Origin of the sequence: Planococcus halotolerans (genome assembly GCF_003289955.1) — a bacterium.
GTDB classification, from domain to species: domain Bacteria; phylum Bacillota; class Bacilli; order Bacillales_A; family Planococcaceae; genus Planococcus; species Planococcus halotolerans.
The window spans coordinates 90694-108591 of record NZ_QLZR01000006.1 but is presented as its reverse complement, the minus strand read 5'-3'; the positions used below and the strand labels follow the sequence as shown (position 1 = coordinate 108591).

19 protein-coding genes and 1 riboswitch are annotated in these 17898 nt (G+C 45.4%); of the genes, 13 read left to right on the top strand and 6 right to left on the bottom strand.

The features are described 5' to 3' along the window. Positions 1 to 100 precede the first annotated feature (100 nt). A complete protein-coding gene (locus DP120_RS14000) occupies positions 101 to 793 on the bottom strand; it encodes an LrgB family protein (RefSeq protein ID WP_112224384.1) in 693 nt (230 codons plus the stop codon). Beyond that, a complete protein-coding gene (locus tag DP120_RS13995) occupies positions 793 to 1167 on the bottom strand; it encodes a CidA/LrgA family protein (RefSeq protein WP_112224291.1) in 375 nt (124 codons plus the stop codon). The genes DP120_RS14000 and DP120_RS13995 overlap by 1 nt, the downstream gene beginning before the upstream one ends. 181 nt (positions 1168 to 1348) lie before the next feature. Here DP120_RS13995 and DP120_RS13990 point away from each other — a divergent pair, with 181 nt between their 5' ends. From DP120_RS13990 to DP120_RS13975, 4 genes are all read left to right on the top strand, one after another. Further along, a complete protein-coding gene (locus DP120_RS13990) occupies positions 1349 to 2047 on the top strand; it encodes an AIM24 family protein (RefSeq protein ID WP_112224290.1) in 699 nt (232 codons plus the stop codon). Positions 2048 to 2144: 97 nt separating this feature from the next. Beyond that, positions 2145 to 3059 carry a DUF2971 domain-containing protein gene (locus DP120_RS13985; protein ID WP_165843810.1) on the top strand — a complete coding sequence of 305 codons (915 nt, stop codon included), beginning with the start codon at positions 2145 to 2147 and terminating at the stop codon, positions 3057 to 3059. 226 nt (positions 3060 to 3285) lie between these two features. Beyond that, complete coding sequence (gene brnQ, locus DP120_RS13980) at positions 3286 to 4656, top strand: branched-chain amino acid transport system II carrier protein (protein ID WP_112224288.1); 1371 nt, start codon at positions 3286 to 3288, stop codon at positions 4654 to 4656. A gap of 150 nt (positions 4657 to 4806) precedes the next feature. Then, a complete protein-coding gene (locus DP120_RS13975) occupies positions 4807 to 5169 on the top strand; it encodes a SpoIIAA family protein (RefSeq protein ID WP_112224287.1) in 363 nt (120 codons plus the stop codon). A gap of 203 nt (positions 5170 to 5372) precedes the next feature. On the opposite strand, the gene DP120_RS13970 is transcribed toward DP120_RS13975, so the two are convergent. After that, positions 5373 to 5582 (bottom strand): hypothetical protein, encoded by a 210-nt coding sequence (locus DP120_RS13970; protein WP_112224286.1) that lies wholly within the window; start codon positions 5580 to 5582, stop codon positions 5373 to 5375. Positions 5583 to 5689: 107 nt separating this feature from the next. Here DP120_RS13970 and DP120_RS13965 point away from each other — a divergent pair, with 107 nt between their 5' ends. The 8 genes from DP120_RS13965 to DP120_RS13930 all read left to right on the top strand — a co-directional run bounded on the left by DP120_RS13965 (position 5690) and on the right by DP120_RS13930 (position 14075). After that, the gene (locus DP120_RS13965; RefSeq protein WP_112224285.1) at positions 5690 to 6883 is read left to right on the top strand and encodes a class I SAM-dependent rRNA methyltransferase; all 1194 of its coding nucleotides are present in this window, start codon (positions 5690 to 5692) and stop codon (positions 6881 to 6883) included. Positions 6884 to 7045: 162 nt separating this feature from the next. After that, positions 7046 to 7348, top strand: coding sequence for a DUF3817 domain-containing protein (locus DP120_RS13960; protein WP_276310405.1), 303 nt, complete (start codon positions 7046 to 7048; stop codon positions 7346 to 7348). Between the two features lie 129 nt (positions 7349 to 7477). Then, positions 7478 to 8692 (top strand): MFS transporter, encoded by a 1215-nt coding sequence (locus tag DP120_RS13955; RefSeq protein ID WP_112224284.1) that lies wholly within the window; start codon positions 7478 to 7480, stop codon positions 8690 to 8692. Positions 8693 to 8707: 15 nt separating this feature from the next. Next, positions 8708 to 9274, top strand: a complete 567-nt coding sequence (locus DP120_RS13950; protein WP_112224283.1) for a GNAT family N-acetyltransferase — start codon at positions 8708 to 8710, stop codon at positions 9272 to 9274. Between the two features lie 26 nt (positions 9275 to 9300). After that, positions 9301 to 11040 carry an ABC transporter ATP-binding protein gene (locus DP120_RS13945; RefSeq protein WP_112224282.1) on the top strand — a complete coding sequence of 580 codons (1740 nt, stop codon included), beginning with the start codon at positions 9301 to 9303 and terminating at the stop codon, positions 11038 to 11040. A 62-nt stretch (positions 11041 to 11102) separates the two neighbouring features. Next, complete coding sequence (locus DP120_RS13940) at positions 11103 to 11882, top strand: MerR family transcriptional regulator (RefSeq protein WP_112224281.1); 780 nt, start codon at positions 11103 to 11105, stop codon at positions 11880 to 11882. 479 nt (positions 11883 to 12361) lie between these two features. Then, a complete protein-coding gene (locus DP120_RS13935) occupies positions 12362 to 13117 on the top strand; it encodes an endonuclease/exonuclease/phosphatase family protein (RefSeq protein WP_112224280.1) in 756 nt (251 codons plus the stop codon). Positions 13118 to 13241: 124 nt separating this feature from the next. Next, positions 13242 to 14075 (top strand): endonuclease/exonuclease/phosphatase family protein, encoded by an 834-nt coding sequence (locus DP120_RS13930; protein ID WP_112224279.1) that lies wholly within the window; start codon positions 13242 to 13244, stop codon positions 14073 to 14075. A 63-nt stretch (positions 14076 to 14138) separates the two neighbouring features. On the opposite strand, the gene DP120_RS13925 is transcribed toward DP120_RS13930, so the two are convergent. Together DP120_RS13925 and queF are read right to left on the bottom strand one after the other, a co-directional pair. Next, complete coding sequence (locus DP120_RS13925) at positions 14139 to 14768, bottom strand: queuosine precursor transporter (RefSeq protein ID WP_112224278.1); 630 nt, start codon at positions 14766 to 14768, stop codon at positions 14139 to 14141. A 12-nt stretch (positions 14769 to 14780) separates the two neighbouring features. Further along, the gene (queF, locus tag DP120_RS13920) at positions 14781 to 15275 is read right to left on the bottom strand and encodes a preQ(1) synthase (protein WP_112224277.1); all 495 of its coding nucleotides are present in this window, start codon (positions 15273 to 15275) and stop codon (positions 14781 to 14783) included. A 93-nt stretch (positions 15276 to 15368) separates the two neighbouring features. Further along, positions 15369 to 15416: riboswitch (PreQ1 riboswitch) on the bottom strand. A 105-nt stretch (positions 15417 to 15521) separates the two neighbouring features. Between queF and DP120_RS13915 the strand changes: the two genes are divergently transcribed. Further along, positions 15522 to 16424, top strand: a complete 903-nt coding sequence (locus DP120_RS13915; RefSeq protein WP_112224276.1) for a cation diffusion facilitator family transporter — start codon at positions 15522 to 15524, stop codon at positions 16422 to 16424. A gap of 97 nt (positions 16425 to 16521) precedes the next feature. Here DP120_RS13915 and DP120_RS13910 read toward each other — a convergent pair whose 3' ends face one another. Next, positions 16522 to 17829: a cytochrome P450 gene (locus DP120_RS13910; RefSeq protein WP_112224275.1), complete on the bottom strand. Its 1308-nt coding sequence runs from the start codon at positions 17827 to 17829 to the stop codon at positions 16522 to 16524. Positions 17830 to 17898 lie beyond the last annotated feature (69 nt).

Genomic DNA, 17898 nt, shown 5'->3' with positions numbered 1-17898 from the left:
CTATCCTCTCTGAAACGATTATTATTATCCATTATACCCCAATAGCGGACAGTTGACATTACTCAATATGCAGTATATCGCTAAACAGCGTTTTCTGAAACTAGAGGTAGAAGATCCATACAAAGACGGGAGCAAGAAATGACCCGAACACGGCGCTCAGAGACATGGCGACCGAACTGACGGATGCTTCCTGTGCACCATATTCCAAAGCTTTGGCAGTGCCGATGCCATGAGCCGAAGCACCGAACCCTATGCCGACGCCGATTGGAGTCTCGATGTGCAGCATCTTCATGAAGGCTGGACCGATGATAATGCCGGAAAATCCCGCAATCATGACAAACACTGCCGCAAGGGAAGGGATGCCGCCCAATTGCTCTGTAATTTCCATCGCTACGGGAGTTGTAATGGATTTCGGCAGCAGGGAAAGGAGCAGGATCCGTGAAAAGCCGAATAATTTTGCCAAAGCGAGCCCGGTGGACATGCCGATGACCACACCGACCAGGATGCCTGAGATAACCGGCACCAAATTATCGAGAAGAAGCTTCCGTTGTTTATATAATGGAATTGCCAGGGCGACAACGGCCGGTCCCAGAAGGCTGTCAATCCACTGGCCGCCGATCATATAAGTATCGTAAGCGGTGTCCGTCATCAATAAGAAAAGTACGATGATTAATGTTGCTGTCAAGGCAGGCATTAAAAAAGAATAATGGAATCTTATATATAGAAGGTTCATCAAAAAATAAGCAGCAAATGTGAATACAATGAAAAATAGTGCAAGCAATATAGTCTCCATCATTCCTGCTCCTTCCTTGCTTCAATCCGTTGGCCAAGATATTGGCTGGTCAATCCGGATGCAGCCATCGTCAACAAGGTGCTGATGATAACGACGGCGATCAGGAAAAATCCTTTGCCGGCGAAGACATCGATATATTCGATGACGCCGACAGTGGCGGGGATAAAATACAGGGGTAAAAAAGACAGCAGCAGAGTGGCTGTGGATTCCACAAAGCGCAGCGGAAAAAGCTTTAGCGATAAAGCGGCGAACATGAGCATGAAGCCGATAATGCTTCCGGGCAAAGGAATACTGAACAGCTCACGCAGCAATTGTCCGAGAAAGAAAAAGCCATATATGAAGATGAATTGAAGAAGAAATACCAGAAACTTCATTGCGCGTGCGCCCCCTTTTCTTCCCAGTACTTAAAAGTCTGTGTTTTTTCCATAATAAGCTATTTTACATTATATCAATTGAAAAGCGAAAACATTGCGGGATCGATGGAACGGTTTTATTCGCGATGAAACTTCTGTAATCTGTTAACCGTATAGTAAGAAAAAGAATGGAGGAATTGGAATGAGCAATTACACAATCAGGGAGTTTATCGAAAAGACGCGGCAGGACGAACGTGAAAACGATTATTTCGAGCTGGAGACGGAAAGAATTCTGGAAGTGAATCTCGACGGGCTGGTATGGGCGAAAACCGGATCAATGATTTCCTACACGGGGCAGATTAAATTCGCGCGGGAAGGCGTCATGGAGCATGGCCTCGGCACGATGTTCAAAAAAGCGCTGACGGGGGAAGGCACTTCCTTGATGAAAGCGAATGGGCAAGGTCGCTTGTATCTCGCGGATCAGGGCAAGAAAATCACGATTTTCGAATTGAACAACGAAACGATTACGGTAAACGGCAATGATCTTCTCGCTTTCGAACCGGGAATTGAGTGGGAAATAAAATTAATGCGAAAAGTCGCGGGCATGATGGCTGGCGGTTTATTCAACGTTACATTGAAAGGCAAAGGGCGTGTCGCCATTACCTCGCATTACGAGCCGCTGACGTTATTAGTGAAACCGGGGCAGCCAGTAATCACCGACCCGAATGCAACAGTGGCATGGTCGGGCAACCTGACACCGGAATTCCGAACAGATGTCAGCTTCCGCACCTTTATCGGCCGGGGCAGCGGCGAATCGATCCAGATGGAATTCCAGGGAGACGGTTTTGTCATCGTCCAGCCTTTTGAAGAAGTTTACACAGTTTCCAATGGATCTTCGTGATCCGGTTTCCGGATTCTTGAACGGGGAATAGATATAGAAAAGCGCAAGCGCCAGTTAACGCATGGCATTCTCCGTTCAGGGAAAGGGGGGTCTCCTATTGTTGCCGACTGCTAAGTTGCCCGCTGAACTTCAACATCTATTTGCCACTGCTTTTTCAAAGCGGATCCAGAATAAAAACAGTCCCAATGAGGTTCTCTACCATTACACCAGCCTCACCAGCCTGATGGGTATGGTGGAGAGCCGGAAGATTTGGATGAGCAAAGCCGATTTTCTCAATGACTCAAGTGAAATGGTTTATTTCTCGGAAGTCCTGAAAAAGTCCGTGTCCCATATGAAAGATGTGGACAGTGCTGAAGCCTGGCATCATTATATTCGGAAATTTGAAGACTGCATGAATGGATTCTTGAATGATATCGATGAAGATGGACTGGAAGTCTATGTATTTTCCTTGTCCCATAATAAAGATTCTCTGGCTCTTTGGTATAACTACGCTCAAGGCGATGGGTACAACATCGGATTTGAAGCGGAAGATCTTGTCGGAAAAGGCGAAAAGATATTGAAAACCATCAATGGCATTCACGGATTCGTTCTCTACCAAGAAGAGGAACAAGAGGAGTTTTTGAGAGAGTCTTTACGGGATGCCTATGAACTGTTCAATAGGCAGGAAAAGCAGGGGAATGACATTGCCTTTGAAGAATATTTCAATATTCTGCTTGCAGCCTGCGCTACATTTTTTAAAAATCCGGCTTTTAAAAGTGAAGAAGAGTACCGGCTGGCTGCTGTTATAGGGAAAGAAAGCCGAGTGAATGTGGAGTTTCGCGCTCGGCACGGAATCATCATTCCATTTATCGCTGTGGAGCTGGGGGATATTTTACCGATTTGCCACGTTACCATCGGTCCGAAAAACAATATTGATGTGGCCAAAAAAGGTGTAGACTATTATTTGAAAAGCAAGGGTTATAATCTGGATAAAGTAAAAGTCAGCAAGTCGATTGCAGCTTTAAGGTATTAGAAAATAGCTGGGGAAAAGCTTTTATTTCTCCAGCTTTTTACATGAAATCAATATTATTCAAAACGCCCATAGCTTATCTGCAATAAAAGACAGATTTTTTGAAAATTACCGCTTTCTTTTGTTGCTTTTTGCTTTGATTATTGTAAGATGGCTAATGTAATGCATCGAATCATGGAATTTCTGGAACGGTTCAATCCAAATGCTTACGTCCTCAGGAGGAACCTGGATGGATACAAATCTGAACTTTAAATCTTACCTTATAATCGGCATGATGCTGTTTGCTTTATTTTTTGGTGCGGGCAACCTTATTTTTCCTGCGCAATTGGGACAATATGCGGGAACTGAAGTGGCGATTGCCATCACGGGCTTTCTGATTACGGGCGTAGGTTTGCCTTTGCTCGGAATTTTGGCTCTTGGATTTTCAAAGAGCAATGATTTGCGCGATCTTTCAAGCAGGGTGCACCCGGTGTACGGCCTGATTTTCACGTCTTTGCTGTATTTAACGATCGGCCCTTTCTTTGCTTTGCCGCGGACAGCTGCGGTAGCTTATGAAATCGGTATCGCACCGTTTACAGCTGACAGTTCGGGATCGGCCATATTGCTCGTTTTCTCCATTATCTTTTTTGCTATTGCTTTGTCATTATCATTAAATCCTTTAGAAATCGTCAATAAAATCGGGAAGTTTCTATCGCCTGCAATTTTGGTGACGTTAGCTGTACTTCTGATAGCTGCTTTATTCATGCCAATGGGCACGATTGGAGCACCTCAGGACAATTACACGGACAGCCCATTTCTGACAGGGTTCCTTGAAGGCTATAACACAATGGATGCATTGGCATCACTTGTTTTTGGTATTATCGTTATCGCTGCAGTGCGGAAACTTGGTGTCAATTCGGCCAAAGGCGTTCTTGCAGCCACGCTGAAGAGCGCTGTAATTGCAGCGGTTTTATTGGCCGTCGTTTATACGGGCATCGCCTATCTTGGCGCAACCAGCACAAGCACATTGGGTCTTCTTGACACGGGAGGTCCAGTCTTGAGCGGGGCGTCAGCTCATTATTTCGGCACATTCGGCCAATTATTGCTGGCCGTCATCATTACACTTGCCTGTCTGACGACAGCTGTGGGCCTGATTGTGGCGAATGCAGGATTTTTCAATAAACTCACGCCGATGATCAATTATAAAATTTACGTTGTCATCTTTTCCGTCTTTTCATTAATTGTCACAAACGCAGGACTTGCGAATATCATCGCTTTTTCAATTCCGGTCCTGATGTTCTTATATCCACTGGCGATTGTCCTGATTATACTCGCTTTTCTGTCGCCTCTATTTAAGCATCGCCGTCTTGTTTACGCGGCAGCGATCATCGTGACATTTTTCATCGCAGCGGTCGATGGAATGAAAACGCTGACAGCTTCGATCAGCGTAGAAAATCCCCAATGGCTGCAGTCGATCATAGATTTATATAATTCAATACTTCCGCTTTACAGCGAGGGTCTTGGATGGCTGCTGCCGGCACTCGTAACCATTTTCATAGCGGGAATCATCGCTCGCTTCAGCAGCGGAGAAGATGTAACATCAGCTGAAAATCAAAACTGAAGATGACACTTAAAACTGTTTCGAAGCTACAGGGCTGCGAAACAGTTTTTTTATGGGCAGATATTAACGGAGACAGCATTAAGCTTGCAGTTTGATAGCCTGAGAATAGGGAATAGAATAATACGATAATATTAAGGAAGGGGCGGAAAAATGCTGACTTTAGTGCCTAGTAAAGATATGGAAACAATTGCAGTGGAAATCGAAGGCCATGTAACAGAAGATGATTTAACGAAGCTCGATAAAGTTATACAGGAAAAGTTTTCGGAAAAAGGGGAATTCAACCTTTATGCGATTCTCTATCATTTTGAAGGCGCTTCTTTTAAAGCGTTGCTCGAAGAAATGAAAATTGATGTAAAACGCTGGAGCCAATACAATAAATTGGCGGTGATCAGCGATGATGAGAAAGTCGAGAAACTGGTCGAAACCAGTGACTATCTGCCATCCATCAAAACAAAGCATTTCGATATCAATCAGATGGAAGATGCGTGGGAATGGATTAGTGAACAGGGATAATGGCAATGCCATTTCATCTGTACAGTCAAAGAAAAAGGCGTTTTGCACATTCACAGTGCAAAACGCCTTTTTCATTTGTCCAGACTTCAGCGGCCCAGCTCTTCGGGTCATAAGCCAGCCCAGCTGCCGTGGCAAAGAGCGCCACTCTGCTGTTCTGTCTTATGCCTTTCAGAGCTTGACGGGCGCTTGCGCTTTTCTGTAGGTCAGGGTCCTATTTCTTCGACAGTCAGGAGCTCGGCTTTGACGATATGGTACATATTCAGCACAATCGTTTTGCCGGCAGCATCCTTTACTGGAAGCAAACTGACCATGACCCCGGAGAAATGGTATTCGAGCGGACCCTCAAACCGAATATTCTCCAGCCATTCCCCGTTCGACAGGAGAATGTTATAGGTGTGGATCTTTTTCTTCATGGTTACTCCTCCTCAGCTGTTATTCCAATGAAATAAGTGTATTGAGAGAGGCTTTGTTATACACTTATTATAAGATAAATGGGCCAATACAGATAGGATGAGAATTGATGAAACAGGAAATCACCATAAAATTGAAAGACAAGGCCAAAACGGAAATTGCTGGGGGCTATCCTCTGATTACAAAAGATTCACTTGAAAACATCGACCAGTTAAAAGAAGAAGGTGCGATACTGAATCTGACAGACAGCAAAGGGAGCTTTGTGGCAAAAGCCTATTATGGCAACCAAAACAAAGGTGTCGGCTGGGTGCTGACAAGTAATGAAAGCGAAAAGATCGACCAGGCATTCATTGAGCGGAAGCTTATTGAAGCTTTGCGTCGCCGCCCTGAAATGTTCAATAATCCGGAAACAACCGCATTCAGGCTGTTCAACGGGGAAGGCGATGGATTCGGCGGCGTGATCATCGATTATTACGATGGTTACTTCCTGGTAAGCTGGTACAGCGAAGGAGTTTATTCGTTTAAAGAAGAATTTGTGGCCGCTTTAAAAAATGTGGCGGAATTCAAAGGGATTTATGAGAAAAAACGCTTTGATACAAAAGGGCAATACATCGAAGATGATGATTTTGTCGCGGGTGAACGCGGAGAATTCCCATTGATCGTCAAGGAGAATGGAGTCAATTACGCCGTTTACATGAATGATGGAGCAATGACCGGCATCTTCCTGGATCAGCGGGAAGTCCGCAAAGCGATCAAGGAAAAATACGCAGAAGGAAAAACGGTGTTGAATACATTTTCTTATACCGGTGCATTCTCTGTCGCCGCTGCTCTCGGAGGAGCGGATAAAACAACCAGCGTCGACCTGGCAAAAAGAAGTAATGCTAAGACCATCGAGCAATTCAGCGTCAACGGCATCGATTACGAAAACCAGGACATACTCGTCATGGACGTTTTCAACTACTTTAAATATGCCAAGCGCAAAGAACTGAAATTCGATGTCGTGATTTTGGATCCGCCGAGTTTTGCCCGTTCCAAAAAATATACGTTCAGTACATCGAAAGACTATACGAACCTCATGAAAGAAGCGATTGCGATTACAGAAGACAAGGGAATCATCGTCGCTTCGACAAACAGCGCCTCTTTCGGGATGAAAAAGTTCAAAGGGTTTATTGACCGGGCATTCAAAGATCTGGGAAAAAAATACACCATTGTGGAAGAATATTCCCTGCCACCGGATTTCCGGGTCGATCCGAAATTCAAAGAAGGCAATTATTTAAAGGTCCTATTTGTGAAACTTGGGTAAAGCGTTCCGCTAAATGCTGGAACTGTGATGCAACGGCAGGTAAGATGTGACGGAAGTTTGCAGGCATTGGGGCTTTTTCAAGCGATTTTCATGCCGTCCGCTTGTAGTGATGGAAGCTCCTCTTCTATAATGATGGATAGAATGATTAAGGAGTAGAAGACCTTGAAAAATGCGTTGAATCAATTTCGTTTTATGGGATTAGTGGAAGGCGGCTCTTTGCTGCTGCTATTGTTTATCGCTATGCCGCTTAAATACTTTTTCGGCATGCCGGAAGTGGTCAGTGTAGTCGGCGCGCTTCACGGCGGGCTGTTCACCGTTTATGTATTAATGATCGTCTATGCCACTTTTGCAGTGAGATGGCCGTTCCGATTTACTGTTGGCGCCCTTGCTGTGGCGTTTATTCCGTTCGGCAATTTCATATTGGATAAAAGGCTTGAAAACTGGAAGCAACTGAAAGCAGCATGAGACACCTGGGGAATGAGTCCCCCGGTGTCTTTTTGCATCCAAACTGTTTTATAATAGAGAAATCAGCCGCTGCATGGCATTCGGACTGAGTTTATTAATACATAAGAATAATTCACTGGAGGACCTGTAATGGCGAACGCAATAAAGACATCTATGTCAGGGAACCCGGTTTATCCGGTTATGTTTGCAATCGGTGCATGCCACTTGCTGAATGATTCCCTGCAAGCGGTCATTCCCGCAATGTTTCCGATATTGGAAGAAGACATGGGACTGACCTTCACACAACTTGGCTTAATCGCCTTTGCTTTAAATATAGTGGCGTCTGTCCTGCAGCCGGTAGTCGGTTATATCAGTGATAAAAAACCGATGCCCTATGCTTTGCCGATCGGGATGACGAGCTCTTTTCTGGGTATTGCCGGGCTCGCTTTTGCACCGGAATATTGGATGATCCTTGTATCAGTGATGTTTCTCGGTTTTGGTTCAGCAGTATTTCATCCTGAAGGCTCACGCGTTTCCTATATGGCTGCAGGGTCGAAAAGAGGGCTGTCCCAGTCCATCTATCAGGTCGGCGGCAATTCCGGACAGGCGCTGGCACCGTTGATCAGTGCGTTTATACTTGTTCCGCTCGGCCAAACGGGAGCAGCATTGTTTTTATTCGTTGCGGCGCTCGGCATTTTTATCCTGTCGAAAATTTCGCGCTGGTACAAAGAGCAGCTGGAACAGGAAAAGCTGCAGAAAGTAAAGAAAGTGCTTTTATCGTCGTTGCCGGAAATGACACGTAAACAGGTAGGCGTCGCTTTGACTTTATTGCTGATCATTATTTTTGCGCGTTCGTTTTACGTTACGAATATCACAAGCTTCTATATTTTCCACCTCATGGAAGCTTACGGTCTAACGATACAGCAAGGCCAATTATACATATTCCTGTTTCTTGGCGTGGGGGCGGCCGGCACGTTCTTTGGCGGTCCGCTGGCAGATAAAATCGGGCGGAAAAATGTCATCGTGCTATCGCTCGTTGTGCCAATTCCACTCGCTTTGATACTGCCGTATATGCCGCTGTTCGCGGTTCTGCTGCTGCTTGGCCTGATCGGTTTCTTCATTATGCTGAGCTTTTCAGTGACCGTCGTTTATGCACAGGAATTGGTGCCGAGCAAAATAGGGACGATGGCAGGGCTGACGGTTGGCCTGGCGTTCGGCATGGGTGCGATCGGAGGCGTAGTAATCGGCATCCTGATGGATTCAATCGGTGTTTATGAAACGATGGTGGTTGTGTCGTTTCTGCCGCTTCTTGGGTTAGTCGGCCTTGGATTGCCGAAAGACCGTAAAATAACAGCAGTTAAATAGGGGGATGGAGTAATTATGGAGAAAAAAGTTGAAATACCGGAAGTTCCGGAGGAATTATTTACAGAACGGCTGAAACTGCGCATGCCAAAGCCGGGCGATGGAAAAGTGATTAATGCAGCTATCAAAGCTTCCATGGACGAATTGAAGCCGTGGCTCGGTTTTGTATTGGAAAATCCTTCTCCGACTGACACAGAAGTCAACGCGATGGAAGCGCACATCCTTTTCTTGAAACGTGAGAATCTCCGCTATTTGATTTTTGATAAAGAAACAGATGAATTTATTGGTTCGACTGGGTTCCATAATATTGAATGGGATATGCCGAAAATGGAAATCGGCTATTGGATCAATACGGTACATAGCGGCAAAGGTTATATGCTGGAAGCGGTGAGTACTTTGACTGATCTGGCTTTGACCAGTTTCGGCTGCCGCCGCGTCGAAATTCTTTGTGACGCGGAGAATCTCAAGAGCCGCGCTGTTCCGGAAAAATTGGGGTATGTGCTGGAAGGTGTTTTACATAACGACGAATTATCAGTGGATGGAAAAAGGCTGACGGATACATGCATCTACGCCAAATGGCAATAGATTGATCACGACAGGAGTTTGAAAACATGGAGAACAAGCAGGGGGAAAGTGGGTTAAAACCATTCGTCTCTTTAATCTTGTCATTGAAAATTCCGAAGGCGGCTTTGATTCTTGGGCTGCTGGCCAGTTTGATCACGACTCTTATCGGGTTGGTCGTGCCGCTGCTGACCAGAAATCTGGTGGACGGTTTTTCAGTGGAGTCATTGAGCATGCCGTTAATCATCGGCATCGCCGTTGCGTTTATCCTGCAAGCAATCATCAATGGTATTTCCATTTACCTGCTCAGCAAAGTCGGGCAGCGTATTGTGGCCGGATTGCGCGATAAAATGTGGATACGCCTGATCCGGTTGCGCGTCGTTTATTTTGACCAGCATTCGAGTGGTGAAACTGTCAGCCGGGTGGTCAGTGATACGGGAGTTGTACGAAACCTCATTACAGACCATTTCCCGAACTTCATTACAGGCATCGTTTCCATTGTCGGTGCTGTAACGATTCTGCTGATTCTCGACTGGAAAATGACTTTGATCATGCTGCTTGCTGTGCCTGTCACTGTATTGATCATGTTTCCTCTTGGCCGGCGCATGGCAAAGATTTCGCGTACGTTGCAGGATGAGACCGCCGAATTCTCTGGCCACGTCCAGCAGACGATCAGTGAAATCCGCTTGATGAAATCTTCCACTGCTGAAATGGTGGAAGAGCGTAAAGGCTTGAATGGCATTCATCAGCTTTTCAAGACGGGTATGAGAGAGGCAAAGATTTATGCGATCATTGCGCCGCTTATGTATGTTGTCATGATGGCAGTGATTGTAACGATCATCGGATACGGAGGAATACGGGTAGCGGAAGGGACGATGTCGACAGGTTCGCTTGTAGCGTTTCTATTGTATTTATTCCAGATCATCATGCCGGTCACCACTTTTGCAATGTTCTTCACGGAACTGCAAAAAGCGAAAGGGGCGACGGAGCGGATTATCGGAATTCTGGAGTTGCCGCTTGAAGATGGGCAGCAGGGGAAAGAAATGGATATTGCCGGTAAGGCATTGCGCATTTCCGGTGTGACATTTTCGTATGAAACGGGTGAACCGGTGCTGCAGGACGTCAGCTTCGAAGCGCAGCCGGGTGAAATGATTGCATTTGCCGGACCGAGCGGCGGCGGAAAAACCACTGTGTTCGGTTTGCTTGAGCGCTTCTATGAACCGCAAAAAGGCGAAATTCTAATCGGTGACATGCCGATCCGGGAGCTTTCCATCAATTCATGGCGTGACCAGATCGGTTATGTGTCACAGGAATCGGCTATGATGGGCGGGACGATCCGAGCCAATCTGACGTATGGTTTGGCAGACGCTGAGGCGATACCGGATGAGCAATTATGGACTGTAGCAAGAATGGCGTATGCGGAAGATTTCATCAAGGAATTTCCGGACGGCCTGGATACACAGGTCGGTGAGCGCGGAGTCAAACTATCAGGCGGGCAAAAACAGCGGATTTCGATTGCCCGTGCTTTCCTGCGCGACCCGAAAATCTTGATGATGGATGAAGCGACAGCAAGTCTCGACAGCCAATCGGAAGGCATCGTCCAGCAGGCATTGAGCCGATTGATGGAAGGGCGTACGACACTGGTCATTGCCCATCGGCTTTCAACCATTGTGGACGCGGATAAAATTATCTTTATTGAAAAGGGACGAGTGACCGGTATGGGCAAACACAGTGAATTGACTGCTTCCCATAATCTTTACCGTGAATTTGCAGAACAGCAATTAACGTGATATGAATGCTTGACCTTGACGCAGCGTAAAGGTGTAATGTGGACTCATCAGGAGGTGAGGAGATGGAATATACCGTTCAGAAGTTGGCTAAATTAGCGGGCGTCAGTACAAGGACTCTCCGTTATTACGACGAAATCGGATTATTGGAACCGGCCAGAAAAAATTCATCCGGCTACCGGATATACGGCAGTAAAGAAGTCGATAAGCTGCAGCAGATTCTTTTTTACCGAGAACTCGGACTGGATCTGGACAGCATCCAAAAAATCATTTCGAATCCCTCATTCGACGGACCGGCCGCACTCCGGATGCACCGTGAGAAACTCCTCGCCCGGCGCCGGCAGCTGGATCTCCTGATCACTAATGTGGAATCCACGATTTCCGCAGCAGAAGGGAAGAGCACAATGGCTGACAATGAAAAATTCAAAGGGTTCAAGCAGAAACTGATCGATGAAAACGAGCAGCAATATGGAGAAGAAGTTCGCGGGAAATACGGCGACGCCACGATCGATAAGTCGAACGCGAAAATGCTCAATATGAGTGAAGAGAAATACGAAGAATTCAAAACCCTGGAGAAGGAAGTGCTGAGTAAGCTTGCAGAAGCATGTGAAACAGGAGATCCTTCTTCGGAATTGGCTCAGAAAACGGCTGATCTCCATAAGGAGTGGCTGTCGTTCACCTGGCCAACTTACAGCAAAGAGGCGCATGCGGGGCTCGCGCAGATGTATGTCGATGACGAGCGTTTTGCCGCTTATTATGACAAGGGATGCGAAGGCGGCGCGAAATTTTTGCGCGATGCGATTTTGGTATACACCGGGGCAGAGCCGGAGAGTTCTATTGATTAAGGAAATAAAGTGTTGCATGGCCGCGAATTTTATATTCGCGGCTTTTTTATTGAAGAGGGCCTTTATTTGCAGAAGAATGGATTTTGAAATATTATACATATTTTTTGATGACACCTATAAATATAAAATGGAAAGTATTTCGGTCATTTTGGAAAGTATTTTGGGTGAATTGGAAAGTATTTAAGCCCAAATGGAAAGTATTTCGTGGGAATTGGAAAGTAAGCCCAAATAATGGGGTTTTTAATTTATAGTAACCAATTTTAAAAATGGAATGGACGGTATTTCATTCGCAGCAGACAGTACATCCAATCAACTGTGAATTATTTTTTTGAATCATAGGATATCTCGGCAATAAAACGAAAAAAATCAACCGATTCAGCAATCGTAATTTTTTGTTGTATAAATTTGAAATATATTTCCACCGCTAGTTTCATATAATGTTGACAGGGAAAAGCTGATAAAAAGGGGAGGCCGCCTAAATGACTGCTACGGATTCAACGCTCAGAATAATGAGTTTTAATATTTCTTCAGGTTTGACGATAGATGGCCGCCTCGATCTCGAGCTTACGGCCTCGGTCATTGAAAATGCGGAAGTGGATATTGCGGGGCTCCAGGAAGTGGACCAGAATTTCTCGGAACGGACCGATTTCACCGATCAGGTTAAGTGGCTGTCAAAGAGGCTGGATATGCATGTGGCGTTCGGACCGAATTTGACTGCGCATCCGGCTGATGCCAAATGGCCGATGCAAGCTTACGGCAACGCGATATTGAGCCGTTATCCGATCAGGAAATACCAAAATCATTTACTGGAGAAACTGGAAGAAGGACCTGAAAGTGAACAAAGAGGTTTGCTGGAAGCGACCATAGAAATAAATGAGGACTCAATCGCCTTTTTCAGCACGCATTTGTCTTTGAATGAAAAACAGCTTGAACGCAATATCGAAGAATTGCTGAGCATCATCAGAAATCAGGATCTGCCGGCAGTGTTGACAGGAGACTTCAACGCAGAACCGAACAGTCCGCATATGAAACGAATAGAAGAAGAACTTGATAATGTCTTTGGAGCGCCTGCTTCGCATCCGGAAACTTATAAAAAAGAGGGTGACCATGGCCAAAAAATCGATTTTATTTTCTACAGCAGGCACTGGCAAGTGCTTGAAGCAGAAACCATCGATACAGAAGCTTCCGATCATAGACCTGTCCTTGCAGTGTTGGAACTCAACCCCGAAGGTTAACAATTCTTTACAAACCTTTACACAGCTGATACAGTAATTTTTTCTGTCACTTGCTATACTGTATTCGAAGTCAATTATATTTAGTCAGCAAACTAAGTTTGTTCACCAAAAAGGAGAGCGAAGCATGAAAAACAGGAAACCGCCGATTGTCAAAGTCATGTCGTTTAACATCGCCCATGGTTTAGGTATGGATGGAATTACGGATCTTGAGAGGACGGCTACTGTTATTGAAGATTCCTGTGCAACTGTCATTGGCTTACAGGAAGTCGATCGTTTCTTCGGGGAACGGAGTCAGTTTATGGATCAGGTGGAATGGCTGGGGAACCGGCTTGGAATGTACACCGCATATGGTGCGAACCTGGATTATGCACCAGATCGGGAAGGGATGCCGAACCAGCAGTACGGCAACGCAATTTTAAGTAAATATCCCATAACATACAGTAAAAATCATCATATGACTCCAGTAAAACAATGGTACGGCAATGATGAGCAGCGCGGAGTCCTGGAAGCTGTCATCGAAATTGATGATATGGCCATTAATGTATTCAATGCCCATCTTTCATTGAAAGACGAAGAACTGAAACTCAGCGTCGACGAGATTTTGTCGTTGACTCAAAAGAGTAAATTTCCGTGCATCGTAATGGGAGATTTCAATGCTCCTCCGTTCTATTCACCAATTAGTAAAATGAACCGGCATTTCACGGATGCTTTTCTGAAAATGAAGAGAGGCGACGCGTATACGTATCCAGCTCCGCATTCATACAGCTCGACGGGTGTGGATTTGAAGCCCGTCACCCGCATCGATTATATTTTCTTCGGACCAGAGATGGAAGTCGCGCAAACTGCAACAATCTCTACCGATATTTCTGATCATTTGCCAATCGTGGCTGATCTGGTGCTGGCAAGAAATAAACAGGCTTTGCGGCCAAAGGAAAAAACCTCAAAAGCGAAAGCTTAATGAGGAACTAAGAATATATTTGCATTAGAAAAAAGGAGGGCTGCATAAGCTCTCCTTTTCGCATTAACTATAAATCGCCTTGCCGGAAACTTGTTCGCGGCGGCATAATTTGACGAGCAGATAGACAAGCGGTGTATCTGCAGTTGCCACGATCCACTTGAACAGGTATTGCGTGACAATCATGCCGATCAAAGCGCCGGCAGGCATCGTTCCCGCAAATGCAATCGTGATGAAAATAGTTGTATCGGCAAGCTGGCTCACCATCGTAGAAGCGTTATTGCGGATCCATAATTTGGATTCGCCGTGGCGCTCTTTTAATTTGTGGAAAATTGTAACGTCCAGGTTTTGGCTGATGAAATAAGAAACCAGGCTGGCTAAAGTCACACGGAAGCCTGCTGAAAAAATTGATTCGAATGACGACTGGTCGCCGAAAAATGGAGCAGCCGGCAGATGGATGGCGAAGAAGATGAAAGCCAGAGCCGCCAATTGAGTGATGAAACCGGCAAAAACGGTTTTTCTTGCCGCTTCTTTACCGTATACTTCCGCAATCGTATCTGTAATTGGGAAAGTGAAAACATATACGATGACTGCAGCCGGCAGCACCATCCACTCCCCGATGCTGAATAATTTCACCGCCAGGATATTGGAAAGGATCAGTAAGCCGACAAACGCGCCGTTCAAATAAAGCAACATGGATATTCCCCCTTATCGATTGGTTATCGTTTCAGGATTCATGTCGTGATTCATCATCCGGTACGATGCCATTTCTTCGTATTTTGTTCCTGGTTTGCCGTAATTGGTATAAGGGTCAATCGACAATCCGCCGCGGGGAGTGAATTTGCCCCAAACTTCGATATAGCGGGGATCAAGCAAATCGATTAAGTCATTCATGATGATATTGACCACGTCTTCATGGAAATCTCCGTGATTGCGGAAACTGAAGAAATACAACTTCAGCGATTTACTTTCCACCAATTTCTTATCGGGAATAAAGCTTAGGTAAATCGTTGCAAAATCCGGCTGGCCGGTCTGCGGACAAAGTGAAGTGAATTCCGGATTATTGAATTTCACGAAATAATCGCGGGTATGCATATTATCGATCGCTTCCAAAACTTCCGGAGCATATTCGTATTTATATTTTGTGTCCTGATTGCCGAGCAACGTTAAATGATCCAATGTGTCTTCGTTTCTTCCTGCCATTAAAAAAAGCCTCCTCAAATGCAGTTTCGGGAGAGGCTATAAAAAAAGGGAAAAAGAAAAAGCCAAATCGCATGTGGATTTGGCTGAGTTTCAAAATCCATAGTTTTTTATAGAGGGTGAAATGCTATGAACCTCTCCCGTCACCGGGTTATTTAATTTCCTTACCTATCGTATAAGAACCGGAGTTCGCTGTCAATCACCTTTTTTGCTAAAATGGCGATAAAGCAGGAAGGGAGGCAACTTGAAATGGGACATGATCACAATCATTTTGAAACGGCGCGGAGCGGCAATAAAAAAGCATTGATTCTGGCTTTGGTCATTACGTTTTCCATCATGCTTTTGGAGTTTTTCGGCGGCCTCTTTACAAACAGCCTGGCACTTATTGCAGACAGCGGGCATATGCTGTCAGATGCCGTATCACTTCTATTGAGCCTCGGCGCTATTTGGTTTGCAGGCAAAGCGGCTTCTGCCAACAAAACTTATGGTTATTACCGTTTTGAAATCATTGCCGCATTTTTTAATGGAATTACACTTTTTCTTATGGCCGGTTTTATCATATATGAAGCAGTTGAACGTTTTAATAACCCGCCGGAAGTGATGGGCGGATGGATGCTTGCAATTGCAGGCATTGGACTGGCGGCAAATATCCTGAGTGCCTGGGTGATCAATAGAAAAGCGGATGTGAAGGGCAATCTGAATATGAAAAGTGCCTACCTCCATGTAATTGGGGATGCACTGGGTTCAGTCGGTGCAATTATTGCCGGTGTGCTTATTCTTTTATTCGATTGGACCATTGCGGATCCGTTGATTTCCGTATTGGTGGCTTTATTGATTTTGAGAAGTGCCTGGGGCGTATTACAGAGCAGCATACATATATTGATGGAAGGTTCGCCTGTCACCGTCAATGTAGCAGAAGTTAAAAAGGTGCTGATGGATATTGATGGAGTGCTGGATGTCCACGATCTCCATGTTTGGACCATCACTTCCGGCATGGATTTGCTGACCTGCCATATGGATATTGAGGAAAAAGCAAAGGAGCAGGAAGTTTTAAAAGAAGCTATAGCTCTGATCAGTGAAAACTGCAAAATAGAACATACAACGATTCAAATCGAGAAACCTGGTTTTGATCATCATGAATTAAAAGTATAACTATAGGTGATAGTTTGGGTTTTGGGGGAAACAATAGAAAAAAGCCCTTGGAAAAGGGCTTTTTTTTAATATAGTGATGGCAGGGTAATTTCGTTTTTTACATCACTGTCTGACTGTGCCGATGATTAATGATATTGTCAGGCGACTGGCGAATTTTCTGGACATTGCTGATGATGAACCGGCTTTTCGGCATCGTCGGCATCCGCGCCATATCGTAACTCAAGTCCTGTTCAGGAACGGTGTAAGTAATATTTTCCGTTAGATACTTAAAGAACGCCTGCATGACCATAACCGTCATCCACTCGCCTGCGCAGCGGTGGCCGGCATGGAAATCGCCGCCTCCCTGCGGGACGAAAGCGAAGGGGCTGCCTTTCCAGTTTGCAAAGCGTTCCGGTATAAATTCATCGGCGTTTTCCCAATGATCCGGATGGCGGTTCGTTCCGAAAAGATCCAGAACAACCAGCATATCTTCTTTTACATGATAACCGTGCCAGATGAAATCGCGGTTCGCTTTTGCCGCCATTGCTGGAGCAAATGGATAATAGCGACGCACTTCTTGTGCAAATAGTTTACTGAAGTTATTTTTATCGGCTTGCAATTTCGGTTTCATTTCAGGGTACTCGTGGATGGCCAAAACTCCGAAAACAATCAGGTAGGCGGCTGCAATTATCGGTCTGTAGGCATTATTCAAATCGACCGCAGCAACATCCAGATTCAATAACTTTCCTTCCGGGCTTTTCTGCATCGCTACAATATAGGCGGCCGTATGGGACGGAGGAGAATAGACGCCTTCCCGAATATCGCTGATGATTTCCTTCAGCCATGCTTCGTGGCTTTTGCGGGCTTCTGCCCCTTCTTTAAAACGGGTGAGGGAGCCGCCAAAAGAATCCACCATTGCCACAAGTTCCTGCGTCCGCTGCTTCACTTCGCTTTCTTTTAATGGCAGGCCTGCCCAATTCATGACAGACCGCGACAGCACTTCTTCAATTTCATCGAGCAGCAGTACTTCATCCATGGATTCCCATTGAGAAGCTTTTTTGTCCAGTTCTTCTATCGCCATCCGCTTCATGTCTTCCAGCCTTTCGGGCGTCATCATCGACAAGAACATGCGCTTCTGATGATGGTGGTCTTCGCCGTCGCGCCCATGCAGCCCACCTTCTCCGAGTAAAGTCTTCTTCAGTGGTTTTGGCGCGGCACCCGCACGCTTAAAATATTTATTGTCATAAAAAACTGCAGCCGCTTCTTCACCAGCGATGCAAAGAGATTTTTTACCCAATAAACGTGCCTCGAAAATATCTGAGCCCAATTCTTTGCGGCGGTTTGGCAGGAAATTGAAGCCTTCATTGATTAAAGCCATCGTGCTGTCGAACTCTTTTGCTTTTGGAATCGGTTTTTTTACTTTCATAAATCAGGGGCCTCCTTCTATTTATAGCGTCTGGCTGAAAAACCGGAAGTTTTCGTCCGTTTTTACTGT